A 14,596-nucleotide genomic window follows, 5' to 3' on the forward strand; every position below is an offset into this window, starting at 1 on the left:
AGATTATTGATTATTAATATAAGGTTGAATAAATTGGATAATTTGTTCATCGTCAAAGGCTTCAGCCAATTGAATCATATAATCAGCAAAAGCAGTATATTGAGTATCTAACTGTTTAATCCGATTTGCTTCATTTTGAATATCTAAAATGTAACCTCCTTTGGCAAAATCATACAAGCTGATCAATTCTTGAGAAGGAGGAATCATTAAGGAATTAACGGATACAGGTATTTTTGATTGGTCTATTATTGGTTCTGAATTTTCATAAATCCAAGTTAATTTTAACCCTTCTTGCAATTGACGGAATAAAATTTCCTCTTGTATGGGTTTGGCCAAAAAACCATTGCAACCTGCCTTTAAACATTCTTCTTGATCCGCACTAAATACGGAAGCAGAAGAAGCAATAATTACCAGATCGGAAAATTCGGGATCATTTCTTAATTGTCGAGTCATCTCTAACCCTCCCAAAATGGGCATATTTAAATCCGTGATAATTATATCAGGATACCATTCACGCACTTTTTCTAACCCTTCTTGTCCTTGAGTTGCTTCAATGACTCCAAAACCAAGGGGTTCTAACAAATTAACCAGAACAGATCTATTTTCCCAGCGATCATCTACAATCAAAATGGTCTGTTTTTCTCCTTCATAACCGATCATTTTTTGTGAAGTTTTAGTTTTATGAAGCGGTTGATCTTTGGCTGCGGGTAAATTGATATCAAACCAGAATTTGCTCCCAACTCCTGGAATACTTTCAACGTTAATCTTGCCTGCCATCATTTCTACAATTTGATGACTAATAGCTAATCCTAATCCCGTACCTTCAGCTTTACGGGCGTGTTCTCCCACCTGTTCAAAGGGTAAAAATATTTTTTTAATTTGTTCTGTATTCATCCCCACTCCGGTATCCTCAACTTGAAATCTTATTGTATATATTTTGATAGAATCAGATTCGATTAATTCCGATAAAACCTGCACTTGAAAACAAACTGACCCGGTATCAGTAAATTTAATGGCATTACCTAATAGATTTAATAAAACTTGACGTAACCGTTTCTCATCGGCATGAATAACTTTAGGTAAAGGAGTTAGAACTTGATAATTAAATTCTAATTCTTTTTGTTCAGCTTTTAGACGACAAACTTCACTAATTCCCCATAAACAATGTTCTAAATTAAAATCTACGGGATAGAGTTCTAGTTTCCTGGCTTCGATTTTAGAAAAATCCAAAATATCATTAATTAGAGTCAATAAATGAGAACCACACTCATAAATAATATGCAGTCCTTGCAGATGTTTGGGAGTTAGATTCGGTTGTCGTTGTAGAATTTGAGCATAGCCTAAAATCCCATTTAAGGGAGTGCGAAGTTCATGACTCATATTAGCCAAAAATTCACTTTTAGATTGGTTAGCAGATTCGGCATCTTCTTTCGCGGTTTGGAGTTGTGCTGTACGTTCTTCTACCCGTTGTTCTAAAGTTTCATTGGAAGTGGCTAAAATCGTAAAGGATTGTTGTAATTGTTGAGCCATTTGGTTAAAAGAATCTCCCAGAAGCATAATTTCTTTAATGCCCTTAATCCGAATTTTTTGTCTGAGATTTCCACTGGCAATTTCCCGAGAAGCAATACTCAAACGCATAATTTTTTGCGTAATCCAATGGGAGGTTAATAGTCCAAATACTATGGCAACTCCTACAGCAATTAAACAAAGAATAATGGTTTTTTGAGTATTCGCATTAATTTGACCCATGAAATCAGATTCAGGAATCACCACCACAATTAACCAATCTAAACCCCATGGATCTTTCCAAGGACTAATTTTAACAAATTGATCTTGATGATTAATTGAAATTTGTAAAGAATGCTGCTCCATGATGGAGCTAACCTGACCCAATTTTTGAGTTAAAGCATTAAAAGTTTCTCGAATAATGATATCTTGACTTTCCGCAGCCCTGAGTCGTTTTGCCACACCTTCTACCATTTTATAAGGTGGTTTTGAGGATGAACTTGCCACCACCAGTCCGTTTCGTTCTAAAATAAAAATTTGCCCAGATTCACCTACTTTTAAATTTTTTAAAAACTCACTAATTTGTGATAAACGTAAATTAGAAACCAGAACTGCGATTAAATTATTTTGATCATTATAGAGGGGATAACTCGCAGAAATAGAAATAATATCAGGAAAATTATCCCAGTGATAAATTTGACTCCAAATCGGTTTTTTTGCCTGAACTGCATCGGTATAGGCAGCTTCACCTCGAGGATTATAATTATCATAGGATGCCATCAATTTAGTTCGATTGCCCTGGGCATCTGTGGCGTAAGTATTGGCTCGACCTTGGGTTTGAGGAGAAAGTTCATCAATAGTAGCTTTATTCAAATCTAAAAAATATCCGGCTCCGGCATATTCTCCCGAGGGTAATACATAATAAATATAACCTACATCAAAGGCTTGAAGTTGTCTCCAAAAATACTGACTAACCTCTGGAAACTTTTGCAGATCCAAGAATCCCAATTTCACCGCATCCGAATTAATTTGATTAATTTGATGAGGTGTAGAAAGATAATTATTTAAATGTTGTTCTACCCGAGAACTGACTTCATTTTCGATTTCTTGGGCTAGTTCCCTAATGGCTTTTTCTCCATGACGAAAGGCTAACCAACCTGTCAAACCGACAGCAATAAAAATTTCTAATAAAAAAGGAATAACCAATACCCAACTTAGGGGTATTCCTTGGGATTTATGAGATCGACGAAACAGGGGAAACAATGATGATATCATATTCAATTGGGGTGATAATTTGAGGATGAAACTGGAGTCATAAAAACCGTTAGCTTAAGGGGAATTTTGCCACTCTGGTGTTAAGCTGCGAAAGTCAAATTGCGATGCACCTGGATGACAACTCACACAACTATTCACCGTCAGAGGTTGGGAAAGATCAACCCGGGGATGGAGGGCCTTAAAATAACGGGAACGATTAAAACGATAGGGGATGGTCTCATCCTTGAGGGCAATGGGACGGGAATAGGTTTGGAGATATTTCCACATTAACAATAATGATGGCCCTTCCAAGGGTTGCAGCATCGCACCATAATGTTGTGGATCTTGAATCACTTGCTGCCAAGTTTGGGTGGGAAAGACTTGGGGAGGAATCGGAATATGACAGCTTGAACAGGTGTTGAGATAAATTTCATATCCCAGTTTATATGCGGGTTGAATACTGTCCACACTCCCGATCTGATTGGGGCTGGGGGCGTTTTCAGCCAGGACTATTGGGGAGACTAGGGGGGGTGTTTGTGTTATTCCCAAGGCAATACCGATACTCCAGATACCGACTATTAGAATTAATACCCAGGAAGGAGAGCGTCCCTTTTGCTTTTGAATTCTGTTTTGACTTAAAAAACCCATAACCAAGACAAATGATCTGGCAACATCACTGAAATCCTAGCTCAGATTAGCACTGTCTTTGGAGAATGTCAGTTAATCTAGGTTGAGGATCATTCCTTCGCGGGCAACAATCCCATTGGGAAAAACAGCCTGAACTTGGGCTTCAATTTGATTCAAAATTTCGTCGGTATGGGACGGATCATGTTGATACATAACCACCTGCTTGACTCCGGCTTTTTTGGCGACTTCTACGCCCATTTCCCAGGTGGAATGTCCCCAACCAATTCTAGGCAATTGGTGATTGTGATATTCTTCGTTGGTATAGGTGGCATCATAAATAAAAACATCCGCTTCCCTGGCTAGACGCAAAACATTGGCATCGAAGCGATCGGGAAAATGTTCGGTATCGGTACAATAAACCGCTGTTTTTCCTTGCCAAGTAACTCGATATCCCACCGCCCCATTGGGATGATTCAGAGGAGCCGTTTCAATTTTGATATCATCTAAAGTTAATGTATCCCCCGGAAATAGGTCATAGAACCTCATGTCCGACTGCATGACATGGATGGGGACGGGAAAATTGGGGTGAACCATCTGATCACAGAGACGATCTTTGATGGTACTGCCATCCGGTGCGATCGCCCCATAAATATGAAAGCGATTAATCGGAATAAAAGCAGGAACAAAAAATGGAAACCCCTGGATATGATCCCAATGGGTATGGGAAAAAAACAGATAGGCTTCCACGGGCATTTGTTTGAGCAAATCCATTCCCAAGACTCTTAAGCCTGTACCTGCATCAAAAATCAGGCGTTTTTCACCCAAGCGCATTTCCACACAGGAGGTATTCCCCCCGTATTCAACCGTTTGCGATCCAGGCGTGGGTATACTGCCCCGCACCCCCCAGAATCTTACGGAAAAATCAGTTGCAGAGTTCTTGTCCATGGGGGTTGCTCGATCAGAAGAATGTGGGTTCTGGGCTGGAGGATCAGAAACTGGCATCGTTTGTTTTAGCCTTGGACGTAGAACGTTGACAGAACCGACACCGACATCAAGTAAAGTGTCAGCTTGGGCTTTGAATGGCCCTGTGTTCTTTTGGGGACTCCCCTGCGCCCCAAAGAGCATATTCAATTTTTTTGTTTCTATCTGCCCTAGAAGTCAAAGGGTTTCAAGATTCCCTGATTTTTTCAGCAAGTTAAGGGGAGTGCCATGCTGCCGGTGCGGGTATATTCAGCCGTACAGATGGGTCAACAACCTGTTGCATTTTATCACAGGGCTAAACTCATTTTAGCCTCGAATTTCCACAATGCAATTATTCTCATTCACGAAAACCACTCTAGGTTCATGATTAGTAGCTTCCTCGGGCTGGAATTGTGCATAAGACATCACAATTAAGCGATCGCCCACAACGCCTAAACGAGCAGCGGCACCATTTAATTCGATTGCCCCGGAGTTAGCCACACCTGGAATGACATAGGTGACAAACCTTTCCCCATTAGCAACATTCACGACGTGTACCTGTTCATGAACCAAGATTCCAGCCGCATCGAGTAGGGATTGATCAATGGTGATACTGCCCACATAGTTAACATTGGCTGCGGTCAGGGTACAGTTATGAATCTTCGCGTAGAGTAGTGTTCGGTGCATTTGCTGTAATCAGTAATCAGTAATCAGTAATCAGTGTAGAAACTTCACAACCACACTTGGTATACCAGTAATCACTTCAGAAGAAAGTTTACAGTTACTGTTAATCAATAAAATCCCGATTTTATGTCTCCCACTGATAACTGATAACCGATAACTGATTACTGATTACTGGCTGCTTTAATCCCTTTTTCTAACAGGGGCGCAACCTGATCCACATCCTGCCAACCCAGGATTTCAGTAACTTTCCGTTCTAGGTTTTTGTAGGTTCGGAAAAATTCAGCAATTTCTTCTAGGCGATGATGGGGAATATCTTTCAGAGATTTTACATCGGCGTAGCGGGGGTCGGCTGCGGGAACACAAAGAATCTTTTCATCTCGATCGCCACCATCGATCATTTCTAACATTCCCACGGGTCGGGCTGCGATCACACATCCGGGAAAGGTGGGTTGATCCATAATCACCAAACCATCTAGGGGATCTCCGTCATCTCCTAGGGTATTGGGAATGAAGCCATAATCAAAGGGATATTGGACGGAGGCAAACAATACACGATCAAGGGCAAAGGCTTGTAACTCTTTATCGTATTCGTATTTGTTTTTGCTTCCGGCGGGAATCTCAATCAAAACGTTAATTAAACCCGGTTTGGGTTGGGGCACAATCTTCGATAAATCCACGAATCGTTCTCCAAGCTTGGACAATCATCAACATCGGGGAAAGCTCCCCTCTAACATTCTAAAGGGGATGGGGATTTCCTCCAAGGGGGTTGGGCTGTTTGCCACCGAGATAATTCAGTATCCCCATTTAACCAGCGCCGATTCCCCGACCATTTTGATTAAACTCTATAACGGTTTGTTCTGATAATTCATGGGTTGTCATTGCCCTTAAGATTTCTAAGGGCAAGGTTAAATGATAAGCTCCTGCTTGTAGGGTGGCAGCGGCTTCCTGGGGGGATTTAATGCTCGCGGCTAATATTTTAGTCGGACTTCCTGTTAATATATCGTTCATCTGTTTTACTAATCCAATACCATCTCCTAATAATCGAGTTGCCCGGTTCACATAGGCGATCGCATATTTTGCTCCCGCCTCCATCGCTACAGCAGCTTGGGCGGCACTATAAATCGCCGTGACAGAACAGGGAATTTCGGGAGATAAATACGCGACGGTTTGAAATCCTACGGAGGTCGCTGGAATTTTTAAAACTGTTTGTTCTCCTAGCAATTCAAAGGCTTTTTTTCCTTCTCTTACCATTCCCTGAAAATCCGATGCCATTAATTGATAATAGATTTCCCCCGAAATTAATTGTTTTAACTGTTTTAAGGTTTCTTCCGGCGATAATTCACTTTTGGCTAATAAAGTAGGATTAGTTGTAATTCCCTTCACCCATCCCCAATCTTTAACTATTTGTGCTTCCGAAATAATTGCCGAATCCAAATATAAAGCCATAGATTTAATTCTTTTTAGGTGTTGGCTAACTCTTAACTGTCAACTCTTAACTGATTCATGACATTCCTTCAAATGGCCCTAAAAAGGTGGGTTTAGGGCGAATAATGTGCAGTTCTAGGATCGCTTTCATCACCGCTAAAATTTCTCTTTGGGTATAGAATCTCATGGAGTCATTTCTGAATTTTCCCCAGTCCGGCGTGCCTAAACCCACCGAGTCTATGCCCAATTTATTACAGGTATAAACCGCCCGAGGAAGATGATATTTTTGAGTAATTAAAACCGCCTTTTCTACGCCAAAGATTGCTTTAGCCCGATAACAACTTTCATAGGTACTAAATCCAGCATAATCTAATTTAATATCTTTATTCGGAACTCCTAAACGTTCTGCATATTGCTGCATTGCCACCACTTCATTATATTCGGGAGTCCCATTATCCCCCGTCATTAATATTTTATGAACTCGCCCCAAACGATATAATTCTACTGCCCCTTCCACTCGATCTGCTAACATTGGTGTCGGGGTTCCATCCGCCCAAACTCCCGCCCCAAACACAATCGCTACGGGTTCATTCGGGACGGTTTCCGGTTGCGTAAATCGACGATTATTCGTAACGGTTTTAATATAAATCGTTAACAAAAAAGGGACTAATATTGTTCCCAAAACCATTAATAAACCCAGAAAACGCCAGTGCAAGATAAACCATTTAGGCATAAGATTGAAGTTAACCGTGGTAGAGACAAAGTTTAGCTTAGGAATAGGGTATCAGCAAAACGGTTATTTTGACTCCAAGGGTGAACCCAGTTGGGTCAAATTCAAAACATAACCGCCTGTCACCAGATAAACGGAGTTCGCTATTGCCCCTAAATGACGCACTAACGCCCCTAAACGATCGCGGAAGGTTCTACCCATGACATAGGCGGGAACCACTCCCCATCCTGTTTCTTCGGCGACTAAGATGATCATTCCTGGCAGTTTATCTAATATTTTTAATAATTGATCCTGCGTATTTTCCCAGGTTATTTCATCTTGTTCGAGCAAATTAGCTAACCAAGTTCCCAAGGAATCGACTAAAATACAAGTATTTTGACCTGATATTTTTTCTAAGGTTGCGGTTAGGTTTATCGGAACTTCTAAAATTTCCCAGGACATCGGGCGACGTTCTTGATGTTTTTGAATCCTGATTTGCCATTCTTGATCCGAGGGATCTCGTTGAGAAGTTGCAATATAAATCACTTGTTTTTCAGACTGTATGGCTAAGGTTTCCGCCCATTCACTTTTCCCTGAGCGGGCTGGGCCAGTTACTACTATTAATTCAGAAGGAATAATTAAAGAGTTCATATTAAGTTTTCCAAAATAATTTTAATCTTGTACATAAACTCACAAATAGTGCTATAATTATAGTATAAAATAATCCTCGCAAAAAGCCCAGGGTGGGAGTATTAGTTAGGGCTTCAATTTTAGGAGTCCAACCGTTTAGTTCTAAAATCGGCCATAATAAATTAGCAAAAGCAATATAACCAATCATCGGATTTTTACCCGTATCAATGAATAACTGAAACCAGGGTTTTTGCTGGAAACCATCAATCAAAATTGTTAAGATCATCAACAGAAAAATAGCGATCGCCGTGGTAATAAAAAAATAACTCATGGTGGCCGGATCTTTTTTTATCCCTCCTTGATAGGGTTCAAAAGCTAATCCTAAAATTAACCCATACATTCCCCATTGATACATTTGATATAATAAAAGTTCCAGGGGATGATGGGGTTCCCTCAGTAAACGATAACCGAAAATCAATAAAATTAAACTAATTCCTGTGGTTTGGGGGAGTAAGCGAGATTGTAAACCAATGAGTAAATTTAAAATAATCAGTCCCATGACAATCACAATTCCAATTAAGCGAAATGGGTTCCAATTTTTCGGGATATCTTGATCATCAACCTGTTGATAATTAATGATTTCTTCCCCCACAAAAGTTCCTGGGATCGCAATAAACAAATATTTTAAATACTCAAATTTATATAACCAAGAAATCGGGGATATTGATAGAATATCTGTTATCCATCCCCCGGCGTATTTAGATAAAATCAAACCCAATAAAACCCCCAGTAACCCGATCCTAAATTGGGGATAATTTCGAGTGAATAACCAAATAAAAGAAGTAAAAACAATAATATTAGTTAAGACCAATAAAATAATATCACTCCGATAGAGAGAAAATTCAGGAAATTTAGGATCATGGGGATATTGAATTTGAGTTAAAATTGCGATCGCCGCCCCCCAACCGACTAAATTTAAACCCAAATTCAACCATTTAGGAATAAACTTAGGTAATTGTACAAACATTAAAAATAATACTCCAAATCCGATTAAGGCGAGTTGCCATTTTTCGGAATTAGGGTCAGGACTAATAACTGTTGGTCTAAAATGTTGTAAAACAATCGCAAAAGTAGCTAATAAAAATCCCCGTTTTAAAATTCCTATAATAATATCAACGGTTTTCCATCCTTGAGATAACCGTCGAGATAATGCTAAAGGAATCGCTATTCCTAAAGAAAATAGAAAGATAGGAAAGACTAAATCTACCCAAGTTAGTCCAGATACTTTAGGATTAAATTGATGGTTAGGAGGTGGAAATTGGGCGTGATACATCCAAGCGGGTAAAGTTCCATCAAAAGGAATTACACCGGATAAAACCATTGCTAAAACCGCCATCCCTCGCAGGGTATCTAACGCATCTATTCGTTTAATATTTGATCGATATTGATAGGCTAATTTCATTGGAGTCAACCTTATATATAGCAAGTCTAAATCAGTTGTACAAATAGCTAATCCAAATAATCTTAGGGGGACGGCGCGCCCATTGGTGTCAACTTCAGCCGAAAACCCCCGATTATAGCCGAGATTAGATCCCCCTAAATCCCCCTTAAAAAGGGGGACTTGGATCTCCTGTTCCCCCGATTGTTAAGGGGGGTTAGGGGGGATCATTGACTTGGGATCAGATAAGCGTGAATTCTGGTTTGATCGCCTACTTTTAGCGTTAAGTTGACACAGATGGACGCGCCGTCCCCCTACAGGACGAATGTAGGTATTTTTTAATAACCCCGATCATTATGAGTGTACAATTCATTTAGGATTGCTATAGATTAACTTCCAACTGCTGCAATACCAAATATCAGAGTCAGAATTAAAGCAATTGCCATAAAAATTATAGCAATCAAAAATAGCCAATATTGCAGAGTATAAAGTTTCCGTAATTGTCCCAAAGCACCCATCAAATTTTCGATATCATTTCCCTGAGTATCTACAATTAATTTAAACGCTTTTGCCGCATTAATTGTCCAAATTCCAGTAATTAACAGAATCACTCCCTGTACCAGTTCACCGAATCCTCCTTTCAGAAGCACAATAACTCCACCAATAGCTCCTAATATTCCACCAGCAATTAGAAAGTAACTCACAAATAACATTTTTTTAGACAAATCCAAAATCAGTTGATTCTGAGATTCGTTAAATTCATAGATTCCGTTTTCCATAATTTCCCCTGAAAAAAAGTTAAGTTAACTACAACTTAATTTTACTCCTATTTTCTAAAATGGCAATCATTCAGTTAAAAAAATCTTGTCACTTCTGCTGTTTGTGATAGAATTTGGGCAAATGCTCAACCCATTGATAACCCCAGGGTTAGAAACGATTGAGCAGAAATACTAAAGAAACGGAGTGAGGATAATGAATTTTAAAACCTTGGCATTGTCTGTTATTCTATCTACATTGGGATTGGCGACCGTCGCTCAAGCGGAAAATGAATCGGATTTGCAACAATTAAGAACTACAAATCGTTGTCCCGAATGTGATTTAAGAGGGGCAAATCTGCAACAGTTTGATCTGCGGGGGGCTAATTTATTTAAAGCTCAACTGCAAGGAGCCGATTTAAGAGGGGTTGATCTTCGCAGTGCTAATCTGAATCAAGCCAATTTATATCATGCCGATTTAACTCAAGCTAATTTAGCATCGGCTAACCTATTTGATGCTAATTTAAGGAATACTATATTAGAACGGGCAGATTTAAGAGAAGCGGATCTTTCCCAAGCCGATTTAGCTCAGGCAAATTTAATCAAGGCGAATTTAAAAGATGCGAGTTTAGTCGGTACAAACTTTAGCCAATCCTATCTCAATCAAGCCAATTTAGAAAATGCTGATTTGCGTCAGGCATTTTTATTTCAGACGGATTTAGAAGCAGCAAATCTCACCAGGGCTAATTTATTGGGTGCAGATTTACGCAAATCTAATCTGGATCGTACAGTTTTAGAAAATGCCAATTTAACCGCTACGATTTTGGCTGATACTAACATTGATCGGGCTAAATTATCTCAAACAACCCTCCGAGGAAGCCTGCTACAAGGCACGGATTTATCCCCCCTTGTTTGTGTAATTACAAATGTTGTTAATTGTGTGGTTGCACCGACTTCAGAACAGGTTGAAAGTCCAGAATTACCCTTCAATTAATATTGTCCAGGTGAAGTCCCCTTCTTCAGCCCCTCGGTCAGACGTGGGGACTTCCTACAGATGATGCTGAAAACATAAAAAGTTTTTTATCTTATTTATATAGCAACGGACATGGCGATTAGGACAAAATATAGGTCATGTCCCTTGCGAAAGCAAAGAATCCATGTCCTAAGCCTGATGGCGACTGCCATAACACTAACTTTATTATAAATATATATTAAAAAATACATTAACATTACTCTAATAAGCTTATTCTTAAAAGGGATAGTTTATTTTTAAAGGAAGGTTAATGTGGCCAGACTAATAGATGACACTAATCAGGATTTTTTGGTTGGAACCAGCGATAACGATGAAATCATCGGGCTAGAAGGCAATGATAACCTCTTTGGCCTGCAAGGAGACGATCTCTTGTTCGGCAATACAGAGGATGATGTTCTGTCTGGTGGACGAGGAAATGACGTTTTATTTGGTGGTCAGGGCGATGATAGTTTGTTTGGAGGTAAAGGCAATGATACCTTGTATGCCGATGCAGGTTCAGATAACCTAACGGGTGGACTAGGTACAGACGTATTTGTTTTTACACGAAAGTCGGGTTCACTAGCCCTGGTGAGTTCTGATGTGATCACTGATTTCACAGTCGGCCAAGATCTGATTCAACTTCGGGGGATTTCGGTTCAAAGTATTGAGTTTGAAGATAATGGTTCAGGAGGTACGATTGTCCGCCATAAAGACACCCTGGAAATTATTACAATTCTTCAGGGGGTTAACAGCAGTAGTGTTGACACAAGTATTTTAGTGTCGGATGTTCCAGAACCGGAAGTTACCCCAGAACCCGCTCCCGAACCCACCCCGGCACCAACTCCGGCACCAACTCCGGCACCAACTCCGGCACCAACATCCGCACCAACTCCGGCACTAACTCCGGCACCAACTCCGGCACCAACATCCGCACCCACTTCAGAATCAACCCCAGAAACAACATCTGCACCAACTCCGGCACTAACTCCGGCACCAACATCCGCACCAACCCCAGAAACAACCCCAGAACCAACATCCGCACCAACACCAGCACCGACTCCCGAACCAACATCCGCACCAACCCCAGCACCCACTCCAGAACCAGGTGTCTCTAATTCACCAACAGTAGAGGCTAACAAAGGGTTACAGGTAGCTGAAGGCGAAACCAAAACTATCAGCCAAACGGAACTCAAGTTTACTGATGACAAAGAAACTGATCCAAGTAAGATTGTTTACACTCTGACTAATGCACCCCAATTAGGGGAACTCAAGTTAGATCTAACTGTATTAGGGAGTAATGCAACCTTTACTCAAGCCGATATTGATCAAGGCAAACTTAGCTATAGCCAAACTCAGCCTGCATCTACTACTAAAGCTGAACCTGTTTTGATTAGTGGCGATGCTACCCATCCCTCTAATAATTCTTTTAGTTTTGTCGGTTCCAAGATTTTCTGGTTAGAAGGGCCTACATACGATCAAAAAGCAATCTATGGTTATGATGGCAGTCAAACCACTCGCTTCACGGACTTCCTCTATACCCATGCCGATCCTCTTGTTGACAGAAGTAATCCGAATTCCTCCAATCCTTTGTTGTTTCATGCCTTTAATTTTGGTGTAGGTGATAATGATGATATTGTGAAAATTGAGGGATCAACAGCAACTTCTATCAGTCCGAATAATCGGTTGAACAGATATTCCTACAGTCAGGACAGTAAGGGAAACTATCTGTTCACAGGTGAAGATAGCAATGGTTATCAACAACTATGGACTTATGATGGTCAAACCTTAACTCAATACACGAATGAGGATTTTACTAGCATCGGTTTTTCTCGTAGCTTTGGAACCCCAGTTAATGGTAAAGATGTCTTGTTATTTGATGCTAAGAAAGGAGAGAGTTCCGCAGTTTATAAATCTGATGGAACAACAACCACAAAGTTAACCCCCGACGATCTTAACTTTGAATATCTCAACATTAGTACGGTTCCAAATGACCAGTTTTTCATTGCAGCTTACAATCCATCTACAAGTCCTGAAAATCCTACGGATTTTGAAGGAGATATTTTCTTCTACGACGGCACAAACACAACTAAACTCAGTAACGAGAGTACCAGGAATCGACAACTGTTAACGACTGATAGTTCCAATACTCCTACTTTATTCTGGACAGGGGACGATGGGAGTGGGTTTGAACTATTCCGCTCCGATGGAAAAACCACAACTAAAATTACCAACAACAACTATACTGACATCTTTCAATTTCAAAAAATTGGAGATGAGCAATCAAATCTCTATGCTTGGAAAGCGTCGGATGGAACAACAGACCAGATTTTGAGTTACAACATCGAGACGGACGAGATTAAAACACTTTCCTCTGGAAGTACCCAAAATTCCTTAATCTTTACTAATACTCCAAACAACCCACAAAACTCAAGTGATGTTTACTGGAAAGGTGATGATGGTTCAGGTGTGGAACTTTACCATTTTAATGGTACAACCACAGAAAAATTGACAAATCAGAACTTTGCTACGATTGGGCTAGTACAAAAAATTGATGATCAGAAGTTTATTATTAGTACCTCTGACCCATCGAATCAAACGAATAAAATCTTTTTGACTGATGGAAACACGACCACAGAAATCAGCAAATCCGATGTTCAAAACAATCAACTTCTCAATCAATTTCTACTGGATTTTGATCCGTCGTCATTAGGTGCGATCTGGACAGGGGAAACAACCGATGATGGTGATTACTTCACCACAGACAATTTATTCCGCTATGATCCTGTTACGGGTGAAACAACTCAGTTGACGACCCTGGGTAAATTGCAAGGCGTTTTATCCGCTTCTGATCCAGAATTAGGTCTATTGTGGTCAGCTAAAGATGGCGAAGCAGATGGTAATGTCGATGATATAGAAATCTTCCGTTATGATCTGTTAACTAAGACAACAACCCAGTTAACAGAACAGAACTTTAATATTTCGACCCGCATAGAATTCGACCCGGAAACAAAAATCGCTATCACTTCCCTTCAAGGAGGTTTTGATGTTCCATCTGGTTCTATGGGTGGCTCGCCAATTTTCCGTTATGATCTTGCCGCCGTTACTGGTGCATCTTCAGATAGCTTCCAGTTTACTGTTTCTAATTCATCCTCGGATACCAGTTCACAGGTATTTCCGTTGACGGTTGTCTAAGTGAATTATTCACAGAAAATTGAGTGATTAATCACTAGGAATTAGTGACTTTAATCGTTATCCCTCTGTTAAATCGGGGGGATTTTTTTTGGTAGTAGTTGTGGTTTTCTCCTAAGCTGTTGTGCACCTATAATTGTGATTAGGAAATTGCCCCATCCCTGTAGTGGGAGCGTCCTCGCTCCCTAGAATATACAGTTTAAATGCACAACAGCTTAATATAGCAAGTCTAAATCAATTGTATAAATAGTTTGACATCCAATTCATCGTAGGGGCGAGGCGCGCCTCGCCCCTACAGGGGAATATAGATATTTTTGGGGATTAACAATTACCGTGAGTCATTTTGTACAATCCATTTAGACTTGCTATATAATAGGAAATAAGTAGTAATCGGGCGGGTTTATAAA

The 14,596-nt window shown here is 40.1% G+C and carries 12 protein-coding genes; 2 read left to right on the forward strand and 10 right to left on the reverse strand.

Annotated elements, in window-relative coordinates:
- Positions 1–3: 3 nt before the first annotated feature.
- The 10 genes from PL11201_RS08990 to PL11201_RS09035 form a co-directional block, all read right to left on the reverse strand.
- Positions 4–2,781: an ATP-binding protein gene (locus PL11201_RS08990; RefSeq protein ID WP_079678257.1), complete on the reverse strand. Its 2,778-nt coding sequence runs from the start codon at positions 2,779–2,781 to the stop codon at positions 4–6.
- Between the two features lie 54 nt (positions 2,782–2,835).
- Positions 2,836–3,408, reverse strand: a complete 573-nt coding sequence (locus tag PL11201_RS08995; RefSeq protein ID WP_079678258.1) for a hypothetical protein — start codon at positions 3,406–3,408, stop codon at positions 2,836–2,838.
- Positions 3,409–3,480: 72 nt separating this feature from the next.
- A complete protein-coding gene (locus PL11201_RS09000; RefSeq protein WP_079678259.1) occupies positions 3,481–4,389 on the reverse strand; it encodes an MBL fold metallo-hydrolase in 909 nt (302 codons plus the stop codon).
- A gap of 285 nt (positions 4,390–4,674) precedes the next feature.
- Complete coding sequence (gene panD, locus PL11201_RS09005; RefSeq protein WP_079678260.1) at positions 4,675–5,034, reverse strand: aspartate 1-decarboxylase; 360 nt, start codon at positions 5,032–5,034, stop codon at positions 4,675–4,677.
- A 158-nt stretch (positions 5,035–5,192) separates the two neighbouring features.
- Positions 5,193–5,708 (reverse strand): inorganic diphosphatase, encoded by a 516-nt coding sequence (locus tag PL11201_RS09010; protein WP_079678261.1) that lies wholly within the window; start codon positions 5,706–5,708, stop codon positions 5,193–5,195.
- 127 nt (positions 5,709–5,835) lie between these two features.
- Positions 5,836–6,477 carry a transaldolase family protein gene (locus PL11201_RS09015; RefSeq protein WP_079678262.1) on the reverse strand — a complete coding sequence of 214 codons (642 nt, stop codon included), beginning with the start codon at positions 6,475–6,477 and terminating at the stop codon, positions 5,836–5,838.
- A gap of 55 nt (positions 6,478–6,532) precedes the next feature.
- Positions 6,533–7,189 carry a SanA/YdcF family protein gene (locus PL11201_RS09020; RefSeq protein WP_079678263.1) on the reverse strand — a complete coding sequence of 219 codons (657 nt, stop codon included), beginning with the start codon at positions 7,187–7,189 and terminating at the stop codon, positions 6,533–6,535.
- A 63-nt stretch (positions 7,190–7,252) separates the two neighbouring features.
- Positions 7,253–7,816 carry a bifunctional adenosylcobinamide kinase/adenosylcobinamide-phosphate guanylyltransferase gene (cobU, locus tag PL11201_RS09025; RefSeq protein ID WP_079678264.1) on the reverse strand — a complete coding sequence of 188 codons (564 nt, stop codon included), beginning with the start codon at positions 7,814–7,816 and terminating at the stop codon, positions 7,253–7,255.
- Between the two features lies 1 nt (position 7,817).
- Positions 7,818–9,257 carry a DUF5009 domain-containing protein gene (locus PL11201_RS09030; protein ID WP_079678265.1) on the reverse strand — a complete coding sequence of 480 codons (1,440 nt, stop codon included), beginning with the start codon at positions 9,255–9,257 and terminating at the stop codon, positions 7,818–7,820.
- 365 nt (positions 9,258–9,622) lie between these two features.
- Positions 9,623–10,012, reverse strand: a complete 390-nt coding sequence (locus tag PL11201_RS09035; RefSeq protein WP_079678266.1) for a hypothetical protein — start codon at positions 10,010–10,012, stop codon at positions 9,623–9,625.
- Positions 10,013–10,205: 193 nt separating this feature from the next.
- On the opposite strand from PL11201_RS09035, the gene PL11201_RS09040 reads away from it, so the two are divergent.
- Both PL11201_RS09040 and PL11201_RS09045 read left to right on the forward strand, forming a co-directional pair.
- Positions 10,206–10,982, forward strand: coding sequence for a pentapeptide repeat-containing protein (locus tag PL11201_RS09040; protein ID WP_079678267.1), 777 nt, complete (start codon positions 10,206–10,208; stop codon positions 10,980–10,982).
- A gap of 291 nt (positions 10,983–11,273) precedes the next feature.
- Complete coding sequence (locus PL11201_RS09045; RefSeq protein WP_079678268.1) at positions 11,274–14,192, forward strand: cadherin-like domain-containing protein; 2,919 nt, start codon at positions 11,274–11,276, stop codon at positions 14,190–14,192.
- The last annotated feature ends 404 nt before the right edge of the window (positions 14,193–14,596 follow it).

This window comes from Planktothrix sp. PCC 11201, assembly GCF_900009135.1.
GTDB lineage: Bacteria > Cyanobacteriota > Cyanobacteriia > Cyanobacteriales > Microcoleaceae > Planktothrix.